This window comes from Paenisporosarcina sp. (assembly GCF_057785155.1).
Genome location: NZ_JBYNRN010000033.1, coordinates 1 through 15,088 on the forward strand (window position 1 = coordinate 1; position 15,088 = coordinate 15,088).

A 15,088-nucleotide genomic window follows, 5' to 3' on the forward strand; every position below is an offset into this window, starting at 1 on the left:
TTCATTCCATAGCCCTAAAAAGCGATTGAATACAAAACGACTGCATCCGATTGTTTTAGCAATGAGGATTTCTTGTTCTTTGGTTGGATAGATCCGGAATTTGTATGCCTTATTGACTAACATGATTTCCACCCCCAACGACACGAATGTTTGTTCTCATTATATCATCGTGTGGAAAGTTTTGGCTACCGTCAACCGACATTCATCTCCTACCTACTCTCATTAGGCTTCGCCCTTTTCATTCCTTGAGGTGGGAGTCTTCTGTAGGATAAAGATAAAACATCCCCAAATTCATTTTGAATAATCACGACAGAGCCGGGTAAAATTAAAGGACGATGACCTACATATTTTCGAAGTTCTTTATAATATTCCATATATACCTTCCATTTGAATTATTTTTTACATAGTATACCCTTTCTACCAATAGATAACTTATACTAAGATATAGAGTTGTATAAAGGATGTGTATAGATTGACGAAAAAGTTGTGGTTTCAAGTGGGTGTTGGCTTACTACTCGCATTAGTAATTATTCGAATGTTTATGGAAGTGAAAGGAATTTTCTCTCCGCTTCTCATTATAGGTCAAACAATTTTCCTCCCACTATTAATTGGTGGCGTACTATTTTATTTAACTAGACCGTTACTTAAGTTTTTAGAATCAAAAGGGTGGGCGAGATGGACAAGTATTTTGGCGATCTTCGCAACGATAGGTTTAGCTCTATGGTTCTTCTCATCCATGATTGGTCCAGCTGTAACGGATCAAGTGAACGCTTTAGTAGAAGATGCCCCTGAGATTACAAAAGACGTTGAAGACATGGTCGACTATGTTATTAACCAAAAAGATCGTTTGCCAGAAGCGATTGAAAAATCGATTGATGATCAATCAGGACGTGTGAATGATATTGCGATGGGCTTCGGTTCTTGGGTAGTCACATTCATACAAAGTTTCTTCCAAGGATTGTTCCTTTTAGTTTTGGTTCCATTCTTCCTTGTGTATTTGCTGAAAGATCACGAAAAGTTTGCACCTTTTATTGCTGGGTTCTTTAAGGGAGATCGCAAAACCTGGATTCGTAAAACGTTAGTCGATATTGACATTACGTTAAAATCATATATTCAAGGACAACTATTAGTTAGTTTTGCAGTAGGTATCATGTTGTTAATAGGCTACCTGATTATTGGATTAGAATATGCGTTGTTACTTGCTATTTTCGGAATGTTTATGAATGTGATTCCTTTCTTAGGGCCATATATTTCAGTTATTCCAGCTCTAATTATTGGCTTTGTTCAAGAACCTCAACTAGCTTTATATGTTGCGATTATCATGCTAGTTGCTCAACAAATCGAAAGTAATTTAATCTCACCTAATGTTATGGGTAAAGCACTCGATATTCACCCTTTAACTGTTATTACCGTCATTTTAGCTGCAGGTAATATCGCTGGATTATGGGGTATTATCTTAGCTATCCCTACTTATGCAATCATTAAAACGATCATCAAAAATATATATGCTCATCGAGTAGAAATACGTGATGCTGCGACAAGCACTGTAGACGAAGATTAATAACAAAAATCTCCTAACCGGTTATCGGCTAGGAGATTTTTTAATACTGATAAAGTATATGTTTTGGTCTATCAGTATAAGAAAAAAACAACATGCACCAAACGGATGCACGCTGTTTCATTTCTAATCTGGATAACGTTCTTCGCTAGAAGAATCGTCTTTTGTTTTACGATGATTTTTTTCATCTTTTACTTTTTGATTTAATTCTTCTACAGGAACCGCATCGACGGTTTGCATATCGTCATGCATGTCGAAGAGGCTTTCTTTGTCCGTTTTAACTACATCTGGATTATCTAAATCTCGATGTTTTTCATCTTTACGATCACGTTCATTGAAAGGCTTATTCGTCATAACGAGTCGATCCTTTCCTGACCTTATTTACGCACCATATTAACTAACATATGTGCTAATGCGTGCTGTTGGTCTTTATCGCCTGACTTCCATAATTCTTGAAGCAAGTTTTCTTCACTATTACGTGGTTCTTCATTATTAGCTAAGTAACCAGCAACCATTTCAGCTGTTTTCGCCAATTGCTCTTCACCTAAACCTAATTTTTCACCAGTTGCAACTTTACCGCCTAAATAAGATTTAAAGGTTGAAAAATTCGCTAAAATTTCATCTTTCTTTTCAGGACTTACATTGTTTAATTCCTCTTGAACTTTACCTTGAATGTTTTCCATGTCATTGACACGCTCCTTTTCATCTTCTTACTGTTAGGTTTATCCTAATTGCCCAAACCTAAAACCTACCAATGTGCAAAATAGGTATTATTAACTACAGTAAGGGGCAGAATCCACAAGCTTGTAATCCAGGCACATCCTTAGAAAAACAACAGGTTGTTCGAATTTTTGTATTGAGCAAAAGGGAAGGTTCCGAACCTTTTAGATAGGTGGCGAATAAAGAGTGCGAAGATATTCCAGTCCACATGTCATCTTCCTTCAATAAATTAAGAACTTCTCTCGCCATTTCGGTCGTTGAAGTGGTGTTAAGCATCACATGAAAATGCCAAAGCATAAATCCGAAAACATTCTCCCATAGGGTTAAGGGAGAGACGGATGAATAATTTCGTAGAGCATGTATCATCGGTTGAATTTGTTCATGTAAAATGTGATGAACTAATTCTTTTGGTGGAATAGAAGAAGTATCTTGATAATCTTTTGTCGAAATAAATGTACTTATACTCATATTGCCGTATTCATTTATTGCGCCAAATTGAACTTGATTTGCTTTGCCCATCCACATTTCTTCATATGTAATAAACATGACAAATTGAGTGGAGACAAACATGCCATACCTGCGCATGAAGTAAGAGGCAGCAACAGCGCCTTTGTCAATTCCAGTTACCGTTTTTATTACCGGGAGTATATCGACTTGATGTAGTTGCTCCAATGTGAATAAAGGATGCTTCGGTTGACTGACATACGTGCTATACATATTCAATTGGCGGATTTGATCGTTCGTTAGAGTAGTCATAGATTAAGTATACAAATAATTTTATAGAATGTGTTGACTTGCCCACTGATAATGATTATCATTATCGTATAAGGAATGATATTCCTTCTGTATTAGTCAACATGGTAGGACGAGTCAGCGGCTTTTCTCCAAATTGAAGCTGACATTTCACAAACTTAACCCCCCTCACCATTAAGTTGTGTATACAAAAGATTCATGCGCAAACTGTGTGCATGAATCTTTTTTTGCGAAAAAAAACAAGCACGGAAAATCCATGCTTGTTTCTGTTTCCTTTTTAAAGTGCTTGCTTTTCGTATAATTGAACCATTTCGATAATCACTTTTGTTGCTTTCTCCATGTTATCAACTGAAATGTATTCAAATTTCCCGTGGTAATTCTCGCCACCAGTGAAAATGTTAGGTGTCGGCATGCCCATATAAGAAAGTTGAGAGCCATCAGTTCCTCCACGAATTGGTGAAATGATTGGTTCAATTGATAAGTTCTCCATCGCTTCTTGAGCAATTGTCACAATATGTTTTACAGGTTCAATTTTTTCACCCATATTAAAGTATTGATCATTTATTTCAACTGTGATGGCATTAACACCATATTCAGCGTGAATGTCAGCAGCAGCTTTTTCGAAAATTGCTTTTTTCTCTTCAAATTTTTCACGGTTAAAGTCGCGAATAATATAAGAAAGTTTTGCTTCTTCAACATTGCCTTTGAAATTCATTAAATGAATGAATCCTTCGTATCCTTCTGTTTTTTCAGGAACTTCATCAGTAGGCATATGTGATTGGAATTTAGTTGCAATCGTCAAGGCATTCACCATTTTATTTTTCGCTGAACCTGGGTGCACACTAGTTCCTCGAGCAGTCACTTTCACACCTGCAGCGTTAAAGCTTTCATACTGAAGTTCTCCGAGTGGACCGCCATCCATTGTATAAGCATACTTAGCGTCAAATTTCTCTACATCAAATTTATGAGGTCCACGTCCGATTTCTTCATCTGGAGTAAATCCAACTCTTAATTTACCGTGTTTGATATCAGGGTTTTTAATCAAGAACTCCATTGCAGTCATGATTTCAGCAACTCCAGCTTTATTATCAGCACCTAAAAGAGTTGTTCCATCAGTCGTGATTAATGTATGTCCAATGTAATTATTCATTTCAGGGAAGTCCTCAGGTGACATCACAGTATCTGCGTTTAACTGGATTGGACCACCTTCATAACAATCAATTCGCTGAGGATTCACGTTTTTACCCGTGTAATCAGTCGTCGTATCGACATGAGCCAAAAACCCAATTGTCGGGATATCTCGATCTGTATTCGCAGGAAGAGTCGCAAATAAATAGCCATGATCATCTAACGAAATATCTTCCATACCAATAGCAGCTAATTCTTTTTCTAATTCATATAACAAATCCCATTGACCAGGAGTGGAAGGACAAGTTGTGCTTTCCGCATCTGATTGAGTATCTATTTGGGCATAACGCACGAGGCGTTCGATTAACGTTTCTTGCATAAGTCCAACTCCTTAGTTCATTTCTACATTTAGTTTATCACTTTACTATGAATGACGGAATAATGATTGCGTAAAATCTTGTTTCAATCAGGAATAAAGAAAGTTCTATTAAGTGAAAACCTAGCTTCTGAGACTTTTTGAACTTTTATCTTAAAACTTAAGGACATGAGAAACACGTGGTTCGGTGCCAGCCTTTAATCGTGAAATATTCTCTTGGTGTTTCCAAATAGCTAATATAAAAAGAGAGAATGCGATAATAATTGGCCATATATCATCGGAGAACCAAATGGAGTACCCGCAAAAAGTTACATATAAAAATAAAACACCTATTAGTAAGTAATCAGTAAGTAGAGATACAACAACTAAGGTAAACAAGCCGATCAAGCCCATCTTCCAATCAAGTGCTAGTAAGACACCAATGACTGCAGCAGTTCCTTTCCCACCGTTAAATTTCATCCAAACAGGATAATTATGACCAATTACGACCATAAAGCTCATTAAAAATAAAAGAGAATTATGATATTCCAACAACGTCTGCCAACTGGAAATTAGAAAAGATAAAATAAATACCGCTAAAAAACCCTTCCCAATATCAAAGAGTGCCACGAGTAAACCATATTTCCAACCTAAGACAATCGTTGCATTGGAGGCTCCCGAGTTTTTAATTCCGTTTTCTTTCACATTAATTCCAGATAACTTTTGGGCAATATAGGATCCGTGAAGACTTCCGATCAAATAGCCAACTATAACAATTACTCCTATATACAACAAGATGTTCATCATATAAATTCACCTCTGTATCTTAATAAACGTTTTATGTAGATTATTAGTTTCATGTTTTTGGAAACTGCTAACTACAAGTATTATATTAATTTGAAAAACAAAGTTGATATAATACTTTCTTCAAAGCTATCTATACATCCCTTACGAAGAACTTGTAGAATATCAAACTGAATACTTACACAGAATTTATTATTTAAAATTATCATTCAACCTATCTCTTTAGCTATAATAGAAGCAATAGGGTATTGGAGGATTTTGGTATGCGTCCCATTGTACTAGGTGTATTAGCATCGCTCTTTTTCGCTGTTACATTTGTGTTAAATGCGGCGATGGAGGATGCAGGAGGTAATTGGTTATGGAGTGCTTCACTTCGTTATTTTTTTATGGTGCCATTATTGCTTATTTTAGTTGGGTTACGAAAGAATTTAGGCGCTCTTTTTATTGAAATGAAACGTAACCCTATGCAGTGGTTCGTTTGGAGTTTTGTTGGCTTCGGACTATTTTACGCACCGATTACATTTGCCGCTGCGTTCGCTCCTGGATGGCTAATCGCTGGAACATGGCAAGTTACCATTGTGTCAGGTGCGTTGCTCGCTCCTTTATTTTTTACTGTGATTGAAACGAAGAATGGATTTGTTAAAGTTCGTCATCGAATTGTATGGAGAGGAATTGGGTTTTCTGCGATTATGTTAGCGGGTATTTTGCTGATGCAAATAGAGCATGCAGAATCGATTTCAATCAAACAGCTATTGTTTGGACTACTACCTGTACTTATTGCTTCTTTTGCGTATCCGCTTGGGAATCGAAAGATGATGCAAATGTGTGAAGGCAGAATCGATGCATATCAACGTGTGCTAGGGATGACAATCGCAAGTTTACCTTTATGGATATTGCTCGCGGTTGTGGGGGCAACTACTGTGGGAGCACCATCGGTATCTCAAGTAACGCAGTCCTTTTTAGTGGCTATTTTCTCAGGGGTTATCGCGACGGTTCTCTTTTTCATGGCAACAGATCTTGTTCGTGGGGATATGACGAAGCTAGGGGCAGTTGAAGCAACTCAATCTTTAGGGGTTCTATTTGCGCTAGCAGGTGAGATTTGGTTGCTATCCATTGTGTTCCCATCTCCACTTGCATGGATTGGGATGCTACTCGTAGTTGTGGGAATGATTATTCACAGTAATTACAGTCAGAAGTCTATGAACAAAGTACCTACAAAGCTTGAGGAGACATGACATGAATTTTACCTATCATTTATCTGAGGAATCGTATGTTCAATTTAATATGCATCACATTGAAAACTCAAAAACTGTACAAACATCGTTAAATTTGCAACGATTTGGAATTCCCTTTTTGTATATGATCGTTGCGTTCATTCTTTCCTATGTATCGGAATTGTCTCTTGCCTATTTACTTACCGTATTTTCAATTCTTGGAGTGATTTGGATTATATTCTATCCACGATATTTTTATCGTTCCGTTAAAAAACGTACAGTGAAGTTCATACGAGAAGGAAACAATGAAGGCATTCTTGGGAAACATGAAATGACATTAACGGAAGAAGGAATTTTAGATGTAGCGGAGAATCGACAGACGTCTTGTTCGTGGGAAGGAATACAACGAGTAACGGAGGACGATTATAATCTCTATATCTACAATACATCAATGAGTGCTTACATCTTACCGAAGCGAGAACTATCCCAATGGAATGAGATAAAAGGTTTTGTACAAAATAGATTTAAGAAAATATAGAGGACAAAATTACCTTTCATTCAAACAGGGAAATGAAAGGTTTTTTCTTTAAAAAACATTCCCTGTTCAAGAAATTTTAGCTCGACAACAATTCATGATACGATTTTAAGAAGAAATGAATTGGGAGGAAATCAGATGTTTTCATTGAGCAATGTCCGTGTGAGGGACATTTTACATATACCAGAACTTGAGATTGTGACAGATAAAATTGTTGCGATTATCGGACCGAGTGGGTCAGGAAAATCGACACTTCTCCGTTTGCTTAATAACTTGCAAAGTGCTGAAGAGGGAGAAATAAGTCTTCGCAATCAATTAGTGGAAGAGTTTGAACCAACTTCTTTACGACGAGATGTTGTAATGGTCCCACAAACCAGTCTCATTTACGATGGGACGATAGCTGACAACTTACAATTAGGTCGCGAATTTGCGGAATTACCTAATGTAAACGAAGAAGATATGACAGAAATATTAGAGGTATGTCATCTTCACAAACAACTAGAAACAAATGCGAAAAAATTATCAGGCGGAGAAAAACAAAGGCTTTCACTTGCTAGAAGTTTGTTAATACATCCAAAAGTATTACTTCTAGATGAACCAACTTCTGCACTCGATCAAGAGACGGCACACATTGTTATACAATCTATTTTTTCTTTTGCAAGAGAGAAAGGGATTGGGATTATCATGGTTACGCATGATCGAACACTAGCAGATTCGTATGCAGATGAAAGCATCGATGTCTCCACATACAGTTTGACGAAGAAGGGGGATCAAGCCGGTGAATAATGTAATGGATCTCTCCTTTTGGCAATTGTTATCGGCATATGTGTTTATCGTGGTACTACTGATTATTGTGCGTTGGAGACGCATTCCTCGTGAACGACAAATTCTAATTGCAACGATTCGAATGACTCTTCAATTAGTGCTTGTTGGGTATATCTTGATGTATGTGTTTGAAAATGCTCATCCTCTTTATACAGTTGTTGCCATTGCACTCATGCAAGTATTCGCGATTTATAATGTTTACCAAAAGTCAGAAACGATTTTACCATCGGCATTAAAAAGAGTGATCGCATTGTCAATGACTGTCGGGATTTTAGGCAGTTTATTTTATTTTATATTTGTCGTGATTCAATTGACCCCATGGTACGAGCCGAGGTATTTTATTCCCATCGCGGGGATGATTATTGGAAATTCTATGACAGGAATCACACTCGGAGTGAATCAGTTAATGATTGGAATGAGAACTCAAAAGGATCAAGTGGAAGGAGCATTAATGTTAGGTGCAACCCCACAAAAAGCGGCAAAAGTCGTGACGAATCAAGCTTTCGACGCAGCGATGTTACCAACGGTTAACTCGATGGTCGGAATGGGAATTGTCTTTTTACCGGGAATGATGACTGGTCAAATCTTGTCCGGTACGTCACCGATTGTGGCAATCGAATATCAAATTGCAGTCATGCTTGGAATTGTGGGGAGTGTGTCGCTTACCGTTATTTTTTTCCTTCAGTTAGGATATAAGACTTTTTTCAATGAAAGAAGTCAGCTGGTTGTTCTGGGTGATGATTAAAACATAGACGATTTTATAGAAAAATGTGCAATGCTGATGAGAGGTTTATTCACCATATTGTCCCTACGCTTCGCGAATGAGGAGGCTAACGGACCGCCCGCGGAAAGCGTTCACCTGAAGCGAAACAAGTATAAGTGAGTATTAAATGAACATAGAATCTCTAAAAAACGAAAACAATATCAAATATAGAATTGTTGTACGTTTCACAAAAATTGAACCCAAAGAAAAAGCCAAACTCTCATGAAAAAAGAGCTTGGCTTTTGGTTTTATGATTTAGTTATTTTCATTTTCTTCGCTTCATCTGCTAATGATTTATAGAGAGAAATCATCATTAAGAGCATGATAAAGGAGAACGGGAATGCGGCGACGATTAGCATGTTTTGAAGGGCTGTTAAACCATTTGCTGATAGTAAAATAACAGCGATTGATGATTGAGCTAGACCCCAAATAACTTTTACTATATTTGAAGGATTCAATGATCCGTTTGTCGTCTGCATACCAAGTACAAAAGTTGCTGAATCGGCAGAGGTAATAAAGAACGTGCTGATTAAGATAACAGCAATTATAGATAGAACCATCGACATTGGCAGCTCATTAAATACGGCGAACAATGTTTCTTCCGTAGCTAATTCCATACCTACCAAATCTTTTACTTTGTCTTGAATATTAATGGCTGTTGTTCCAAATGCAGCAAACCAAAAGAAGCTGACAATGGATGGAAGCAATAACACACCTGCTAAGAACTCACGGATTGTGCGGCCTTTCGATACGCGGGCAATAAAAATCCCAACGAATGGTGACCAAGAAATCCACCAAGCCCAGTAGAAAATAGTCCATCCATTAATCCATTCACGGTTTCCAGCATCAAGTGGCGAAGCACGGAAACTCATGCGAACAATATTTTGAATATAACTACCTAACGTGTCTGTAAACATGTTAAAAATCAGTAATGTAGGTCCTAAAATAACTACCAATATGAGCAGAACAACCGCTAAAATCATATTTACATTGGATAAGTATTTAATTCCTTTACTTAAACCAGACCATGCTGAGATTAAGAATAAAACAGTTACTACTGCAATAATGACGACTTGAACGCCAAAAGTATTTGGAATTCCAAAAATGTAAGATAAGCCACCGTTAATTTGAACAGCACCGAAGCCAAGTGTAGTTGCGACACCGACTACAGTTGCAAAAACAGCGAAAACATCTACTAAAACGCCCCAAGGACCGTTCATTTTGTCTCCGAAAATCGGCTTCAATGTTGCGGAAATTAACCCAGGTTCTCCTTTACGAAACTGGAAGTATGCAAGCGCTAAAGCGACAATCGCATAAATGGCCCATGCATGTAATCCCCAATGGAAAAACGTATAACGCATGGATTCTCGGAAGGCTTCCCGTGTACCGGGATCAGCAGTCGCAGGGCTGACTGCGTAATGTGATAATGGTTCTGCAGCTCCCCAAAAGACAAGACCGATTCCCATACCTGCTGAAAACAGCATAGAGAACCAAGAAATTCTTGAATACTCAGGTCGATCCGTATCTTTTCCTAAGCGGATTTTTCCAAAAGGACTGAAAATGATAACTACTGTAAAAAGAACCATAATTGAAACTAAAGCTAAATAGTACCAACCAAATGAAGATGTAATAAATGATTGCATATTTCCCGTAATGGTTTCAAAACTTGTAGGTGCTAAAGCTCCATACCCAACTGCTAGCACGACAAGTGCTAAAGTAATCCAAAAGACATTTGTAATTTTCTTCATGTTTCCCCCTCGATTTTCTCTTTTATTTTGTGACACAATTGTTCACCTTACGCAACTTGGCCCCTAATGTCAAACAGTCCGTTTCCTAAAGTATGCGTAATGTTTCATTTTCCTAGTCATTTCACACCAGAAAAAGTGACTAGTTACTAATACCTGTTTTCAGGTAAGTTTAAACCTGTTTTCAGCATAAAAATTAATCTTCATCTTTCACATCAATATCTTCAGGTATCGGCGTATTTCTCCATTCATCAATCTGTCTTTTCATCTCTTCAACTTGATCTAAATGTCTCTCGAATTGTGCTTGATTAATCAAAAACTGGTCCCCGTCATGAACTGCTTTAATGCGTCCTTCTAACACATAGTCTCGTACTTGATGGATTGGCATAGATAAATAAACAGCAGTTTCTTCTATTGTTAAATACATAAACGTATCACTCCTCTTACATGTAGTATAGATGACGAAAATGTGTATCTCAATAAGTACAATATATGGTAAAGTACAGTCAATAACATCTAGAGGTGACTACATGAAAACAATCATTCCATATTTGCTTGTCCTATTCGCAGCGATTCTTTGGGGGACAACAGGGACAGCTCAAACTTTTCTCCCACAAACTGCACAGCCTCTAACCATCGGGGCTTCACGCTTAGCAATTGGAGGATTCTCATTACTTATAATCATGCTCGTCATGAAGAAAATCAGTTTTCGCACCTGGCCATGGAAGCTAACGATTATCGCAGCGATTTGTATGGCTTTATTCCAACCATTATTTTTCACTTCAGTGCGAGTAACTGGAATTGCCATCGGAACAGTTGTTGCGATTGGAAGTGCTCCTATTTTTTCTGGATTAATTGAATGGTTATTTCTGAAACTCAAACCTTCACGAGCATGGATGTTGGCTACTGCGCTTTCAGTAATCGGATGTGCTTTATTGTTTTTGAATAAAGATGCGCTTACTGTCAATCCAGTGGGTGTAACATTATCTTTATTCGCAGGATTCGTCTTTGCGATTTACACGATTGTTAGTAAATTTTTATTAGCCAAGGTAGAAGCCATTCCTGCGGTAGCAATGACTTTTTCAATTAGTGCATTCATGCTAATGCCGTTTTTATTCATTTTCGACAGTTCATGGGTGGTTGAACCTAAGAATATAGGGACGATTCTATACTTAGGAATTATGACCACAAGTGCTGCCTACATATTGTATTTGTTTGGATTAAAAAAAGTTCCTTCTTCTTCAGCGGTCACGCTAAGCTTAGGAGAGCCCTTAACAGCAGCGGTATTAAGTGTCGTTATTGTAGGAGAAGTCCTAAGCCCAGTGTCCTGGTTTGGTGTCGTCCTTTTACTTGGTGGAATTATCGTTTTGACATTCAGCGGAAGAAAACGTACGAAACAATTTGAATAAGGCTTACGCGTCTCTGAACTTAGGGACGCTTTTTTTTGTTGTGTATATTTGGATTCTCTAAAATAGCCACCAACATATCACAACAAACTTTCTTAAGAATTTCTTCAGAAATACCCTACATATTTGTTAAGAAATGTCGTTTACAATTAGATACATGAGAAGAACAAGAAGAGGTGGAACGGATGACTCAATTTACGGTTTTAGTAACAGATGACGATCAAGATATTCGAGACGGCATTGAAATTTATTTGAAAAACGAAGGTTATCACGTGTTAAAAGCATCTGATGGAGTAGAGGCACTTGCTTTATTGGAAAATCACGAAGTGCATTTAATCGTACTCGATATCATGATGCCGAATATGGATGGAATTCAAGCGACGTTTAAAATTCGAGAAGAACGAAACATTCCGATCATCATGTTAAGTGCAAAAGCTGAGGATTCGGATAAAATTCATGGATTATCGGTTGGAGCAGACGATTACGTCACAAAACCATTTCATCCAATGGAATTGATTGCCCGTGTTAAATCCCAATTAAGACGATACGTGCATCTAGGTACTTTTGTAGACAAAAAAACGACAATTGCTATAAATGGTTTAGCGCTGGATTTAGATTCACGTGAATTAACGTTAGATGGCGAACCAGTCAAATTAACGCCAATTGAATATAAAATAACTGAGCTATTAATAACGAATGCAGGTCGAGTCTTTTCGATTGGTGACATCTACGAACGAGTTTGGAATGAGCCAGCTTATAACGCTGAAAATATCGTGGCGGTACATATACGCAAAATTCGTGAAAAGATCGAAACAGATCCGAAAAATCCAAGGTATTTAAAGGTGGTGTGGGGCGTTGGCTACAAAATCGAAAAGTAAAGCTTCTCACTGGCTGTCTATCTTAGCCCTGACTATTGGGATGCTTAGTTTAATGTATTGTTATTCCTTTATTCAACAGCTGATTGAGCAAGGGTTTTTACATTCCAACCGAACGATCGTTCAACTAACAAGGATTTTAAGAGGGGACGTTTAATAAATGAAGAGAATTACATGGATATTTTTTGGCTTAATTAGTTTTACATTATTTGCTCTTTTAACTTTCCCTGAACTTGGAACGAAGTATATTGCATCAAATTATTATGAAACGGAAGAATTTAAATGGAGTGTTGATCAAAAAATTGAAGCTTTTGGTCCTGTCCTTTTAAATCCATTGGACGTGAAAGAAGAAATTGAGAATCTTTCGGTTGATGCTTCTGAAGTTCAACAATATCGAGATTTCTTTGGAACTCAAGTTGATCAAATCCGAAATGTTCAAGATCAATACCAATCTACAATTAATGAAGCAGAAATGAATAATAATACAGTCTTAAGTAACGAACTCAAAAAAGAACGAGATTTAAAAATAGAAGAAATCCGTAATAACTTTGGAGATGAAGAAGCTGTTGAAGAAAAGATACTAGCAGCGAAAAAAGAAGAGTTACAAAAGTATGAAAAGAAATTATCCAAATTTAAGTCAAAGTCAGAAGGGATACGCAAATCATTTGCCTATGATTTAGTTAATGTTGAAACAAATGAACGATTTACCTTCGGTGATTTAAAAGCACCAACAGTATATAAGGAATCTTATGGCGGAAAGAAAAGTTATTTATATGTGTCACCTGTTAATTCAGAAATTTCCTCTTTCGTAAATGATGAACTTGAACCTTTGGGTATAAGCGATATCTATGGATTAATCGAATTTGAATCTGCTCAGTACACTGGGACAGTTGCAATGCTGAAAAGTGGTTTTCCAAGTGATTTTAATCATGAAGCAACAATGTTTCAGCGAAGCAAATGGATATTTTACACCATTTGGTTTTTAGGATTAGTAGCTGGAGGTTTAGTCGTTCGAACATATAAGACGAGAAAGAAAGAAGTTTTGGAATTTTCCACTCCATTAATGATTAAAAAATTAAACCTGGAGTTAAGGTTAGCTGGTGTCTTAATTTCTCTATTGGGTATTCCTTTGACATTTTATTCTTTACTAAATTATTTAAAAAATCCGATGAATTTATATGCTAGTACCATTTTTGATAGTTTCATTCTGTTCACTATTTTAATGGCACTGATAACTATTACTATTTTACAAATCTTTTGGTTGTACAGAGATATCAAGAATGAGGGATATAAAAAGTATTGGGAAAATAGCTTAAGTCAAAAACTTTTCCACACAACGAAAAATGCTTTCTTAAAACGATCATTAGGCATTCAGATTGTTCTTCTTTGTTCTGTTGTGTTTTTAGCAGGGATAGGAGTGCCAATTATTCTCATGGTGCCGGAGTTAATACTGATCTATATTCCACTATTTATCGTATTTGTTTTACCCGCACTGTATCTTTTATTCAAACGAGTTGCCGATTACAATAAACTCGCGATTGCTACTGAACAAATGTCGAAAGGACAGTTAATTAATGATGTCCATATTCGTGGGAAATCAGTTTTAGCTGAACACGCCAAACATTTGAACAAACTTCGAGAAGGTGTGCGTGTATCACAATCTGAACAAGCTAAAAGTGAACGTTTGAAAACTGAATTAATAACGAATGTTAGTCATGATTTGAGAACGCCGTTAACGTCGATTATCACGTATACAGATTTATTGAAAAACCCTGATTTACCTTTAGAAGAGCGCTTATCTTATGTAGGAATATTAGATCGAAAATCACAAAGATTAAAGACCTTAATCGAAGATTTATTCGAAGTATCAAAAATGGCGAGTGGCAATATGGAATTGCTAAAACAGCGAGTAGATTTAACACAATTAATGCAGCAAGCCTTAGCCGAGCATGAAGAAGATATTCAAACAGCTGGTCTCGATTTCCGAATTGCTAAAGCTGACCGTGCGCTTTTCGCATTAGTTGATGGACAAAAATGGTGGCGCGTATTGGATAATTTAATCGTGAACGCGATTAAGTACACTCTTCCAGGAACTCGCGTGTATGTCACATTAAAAGAATTGGATGGTTGTGCGCATTTTACCATTAAAAACGTCACGAAATATGAGCTTGGAGAAAATGTGGATGAGTTGTTTGAACGCTTTAAACGTGCCGATACGTCTCGTCATACTGAAGGTTCAGGATTAGGATTAGCCATATCGCAATCCATTGTCGATTTACACGGTGGATCCATGAAAATTGAAGTGGATGGGGATTTATTTAAAGTGACGGTATCAGTACAGACTATGTAATATGATGACGGGGCTGTTTCAAAAATCATTTTAATATGATTTTTGGATCAGCCCCTT

The 15,088-nt window shown here is 37.1% G+C and carries 16 protein-coding genes and 1 pseudogene; 8 read left to right on the plus strand and 9 right to left on the minus strand.

Annotated elements, in window-relative coordinates; all coding sequences use genetic code 11:
* Together AC3EA5_RS11435 and AC3EA5_RS11440 are read right to left on the minus strand one after the other, a co-directional pair.
* Positions 1–123 (minus strand): helix-turn-helix domain-containing protein (locus AC3EA5_RS11435; protein WP_488608459.1); only part of this gene is annotated, 123 nt, incomplete at its 3' end.
* 152 nt (positions 124–275) lie between these two features.
* Positions 276–374: pseudogene (locus AC3EA5_RS11440) on the minus strand (NUDIX hydrolase); the annotation flags it as partial.
* A gap of 98 nt (positions 375–472) precedes the next feature.
* Between AC3EA5_RS11440 and AC3EA5_RS11445 the strand changes: the two are divergent.
* Positions 473–1,561, plus strand: coding sequence for an AI-2E family transporter (locus AC3EA5_RS11445; RefSeq protein ID WP_488608462.1), 1,089 nt, complete (start codon positions 473–475; stop codon positions 1,559–1,561).
* 123 nt (positions 1,562–1,684) lie between these two features.
* Here AC3EA5_RS11445 and AC3EA5_RS11450 read toward each other — a convergent pair whose 3' ends face one another.
* The 5 genes from AC3EA5_RS11450 to AC3EA5_RS11470 all read right to left on the minus strand — a co-directional run bounded on the left by AC3EA5_RS11450 (position 1,685) and on the right by AC3EA5_RS11470 (position 5,321).
* The gene (locus AC3EA5_RS11450) at positions 1,685–1,912 is read right to left on the minus strand and encodes a hypothetical protein (RefSeq protein WP_394189793.1); all 228 of its coding nucleotides are present in this window, start codon (positions 1,910–1,912) and stop codon (positions 1,685–1,687) included.
* Between the two features lie 23 nt (positions 1,913–1,935).
* Positions 1,936–2,241 (minus strand): DUF3243 domain-containing protein, encoded by a 306-nt coding sequence (locus tag AC3EA5_RS11455; RefSeq protein WP_394189791.1) that lies wholly within the window; start codon positions 2,239–2,241, stop codon positions 1,936–1,938.
* Between the two features lie 94 nt (positions 2,242–2,335).
* Positions 2,336–3,034 (minus strand): hypothetical protein, encoded by a 699-nt coding sequence (locus tag AC3EA5_RS11460; protein ID WP_488608463.1) that lies wholly within the window; start codon positions 3,032–3,034, stop codon positions 2,336–2,338.
* Between the two features lie 274 nt (positions 3,035–3,308).
* The gene (gene pepT, locus AC3EA5_RS11465) at positions 3,309–4,538 is read right to left on the minus strand and encodes a peptidase T (protein ID WP_488608464.1); all 1,230 of its coding nucleotides are present in this window, start codon (positions 4,536–4,538) and stop codon (positions 3,309–3,311) included.
* Between the two features lie 150 nt (positions 4,539–4,688).
* Complete coding sequence (locus tag AC3EA5_RS11470; RefSeq protein ID WP_488608465.1) at positions 4,689–5,321, minus strand: glycerol-3-phosphate acyltransferase; 633 nt, start codon at positions 5,319–5,321, stop codon at positions 4,689–4,691.
* A gap of 260 nt (positions 5,322–5,581) precedes the next feature.
* Here AC3EA5_RS11470 and AC3EA5_RS11475 point away from each other — a divergent pair, with 260 nt between their 5' ends.
* The 4 genes from AC3EA5_RS11475 (at position 5,582) to AC3EA5_RS11490 (ending at position 8,637) form a co-directional block, all read left to right on the plus strand.
* Positions 5,582–6,553, plus strand: a complete 972-nt coding sequence (locus tag AC3EA5_RS11475; protein ID WP_488608466.1) for a DMT family transporter — start codon at positions 5,582–5,584, stop codon at positions 6,551–6,553.
* A gap of 1 nt (position 6,554) precedes the next feature.
* The gene (locus AC3EA5_RS11480) at positions 6,555–7,070 is read left to right on the plus strand and encodes a YcxB family protein (protein ID WP_488608467.1); all 516 of its coding nucleotides are present in this window, start codon (positions 6,555–6,557) and stop codon (positions 7,068–7,070) included.
* A gap of 135 nt (positions 7,071–7,205) precedes the next feature.
* Positions 7,206–7,853: an ABC transporter ATP-binding protein gene (locus AC3EA5_RS11485; protein WP_488608468.1), complete on the plus strand. Its 648-nt coding sequence runs from the start codon at positions 7,206–7,208 to the stop codon at positions 7,851–7,853.
* Positions 7,846–8,637 (plus strand): ABC transporter permease, encoded by a 792-nt coding sequence (locus tag AC3EA5_RS11490; RefSeq protein ID WP_488608469.1) that lies wholly within the window; start codon positions 7,846–7,848, stop codon positions 8,635–8,637. Before AC3EA5_RS11485 ends, AC3EA5_RS11490 begins: the two co-directional genes overlap by 8 nt.
* A gap of 266 nt (positions 8,638–8,903) precedes the next feature.
* Here the strand turns inward: AC3EA5_RS11490 and AC3EA5_RS11495 are convergent, their stop codons facing one another.
* Positions 8,904–10,403 carry a glycine betaine uptake BCCT transporter gene (locus AC3EA5_RS11495; protein ID WP_488608470.1) on the minus strand — a complete coding sequence of 500 codons (1,500 nt, stop codon included), beginning with the start codon at positions 10,401–10,403 and terminating at the stop codon, positions 8,904–8,906.
* 193 nt (positions 10,404–10,596) lie between these two features.
* A complete protein-coding gene (locus AC3EA5_RS11500) occupies positions 10,597–10,827 on the minus strand; it encodes an excisionase family DNA-binding protein (RefSeq protein ID WP_488608471.1) in 231 nt (76 codons plus the stop codon).
* 103 nt (positions 10,828–10,930) lie between these two features.
* Between AC3EA5_RS11500 and AC3EA5_RS11505 the strand changes: the two genes are divergently transcribed.
* The 3 genes from AC3EA5_RS11505 to AC3EA5_RS11515 all read left to right on the plus strand — a co-directional run bounded on the left by AC3EA5_RS11505 (position 10,931) and on the right by AC3EA5_RS11515 (position 15,031).
* Entirely contained in the window at positions 10,931–11,809 is an 879-nt protein-coding gene (locus AC3EA5_RS11505; RefSeq protein ID WP_488608472.1) for a DMT family transporter, read from the plus strand.
* 182 nt (positions 11,810–11,991) lie between these two features.
* Positions 11,992–12,684 carry a response regulator transcription factor gene (locus AC3EA5_RS11510; RefSeq protein ID WP_488608473.1) on the plus strand — a complete coding sequence of 231 codons (693 nt, stop codon included), beginning with the start codon at positions 11,992–11,994 and terminating at the stop codon, positions 12,682–12,684.
* Positions 12,685–12,841: 157 nt separating this feature from the next.
* A complete protein-coding gene (locus AC3EA5_RS11515; RefSeq protein ID WP_488608474.1) occupies positions 12,842–15,031 on the plus strand; it encodes a sensor histidine kinase in 2,190 nt (729 codons plus the stop codon).
* Positions 15,032–15,088: the final 57 nt, after the last annotated feature.

What these genes read in the sequence shown, in the direction of transcription:
- AC3EA5_RS11450 (WP_394189793.1), bottom strand. Translation starts at nt 1,912, where the DNA reads ATGACGAATAAGCCTTTCAATGAACGTGATCGTAAAGATGAAAAACAT.
- AC3EA5_RS11455 (WP_394189791.1), bottom strand. Translation starts at nt 2,241, where the DNA reads ATGGAAAACATTCAAGGTAAAGTTCAAGAGGAATTAAACAATGTAAGT.
- AC3EA5_RS11460 (WP_488608463.1), bottom strand. Translation starts at nt 3,034, where the DNA reads ATGACTACTCTAACGAACGATCAAATCCGCCAATTGAATATGTATAGC.
- pepT (WP_488608464.1), bottom strand. Translation starts at nt 4,538, where the DNA reads ATGCAAGAAACGTTAATCGAACGCCTCGTGCGTTATGCCCAAATAGAT.
- AC3EA5_RS11470 (WP_488608465.1), bottom strand. Translation starts at nt 5,321, where the DNA reads ATGATGAACATCTTGTTGTATATAGGAGTAATTGTTATAGTTGGCTAT.
- AC3EA5_RS11475 (WP_488608466.1), top strand. Translation starts at nt 5,582, where the DNA reads ATGCGTCCCATTGTACTAGGTGTATTAGCATCGCTCTTTTTCGCTGTT.
- AC3EA5_RS11480 (WP_488608467.1), top strand. Translation starts at nt 6,555, where the DNA reads ATGAATTTTACCTATCATTTATCTGAGGAATCGTATGTTCAATTTAAT.
- AC3EA5_RS11485 (WP_488608468.1), top strand. Translation starts at nt 7,206, where the DNA reads ATGTTTTCATTGAGCAATGTCCGTGTGAGGGACATTTTACATATACCA.
- AC3EA5_RS11495 (WP_488608470.1), bottom strand. Translation starts at nt 10,403, where the DNA reads ATGAAGAAAATTACAAATGTCTTTTGGATTACTTTAGCACTTGTCGTG.
- AC3EA5_RS11500 (WP_488608471.1), bottom strand. Translation starts at nt 10,827, where the DNA reads ATGTATTTAACAATAGAAGAAACTGCTGTTTATTTATCTATGCCAATC.
- AC3EA5_RS11505 (WP_488608472.1), top strand. Translation starts at nt 10,931, where the DNA reads ATGAAAACAATCATTCCATATTTGCTTGTCCTATTCGCAGCGATTCTT.
- AC3EA5_RS11510 (WP_488608473.1), top strand. Translation starts at nt 11,992, where the DNA reads ATGACTCAATTTACGGTTTTAGTAACAGATGACGATCAAGATATTCGA.
- AC3EA5_RS11515 (WP_488608474.1), top strand. Translation starts at nt 12,842, where the DNA reads ATGAAGAGAATTACATGGATATTTTTTGGCTTAATTAGTTTTACATTA.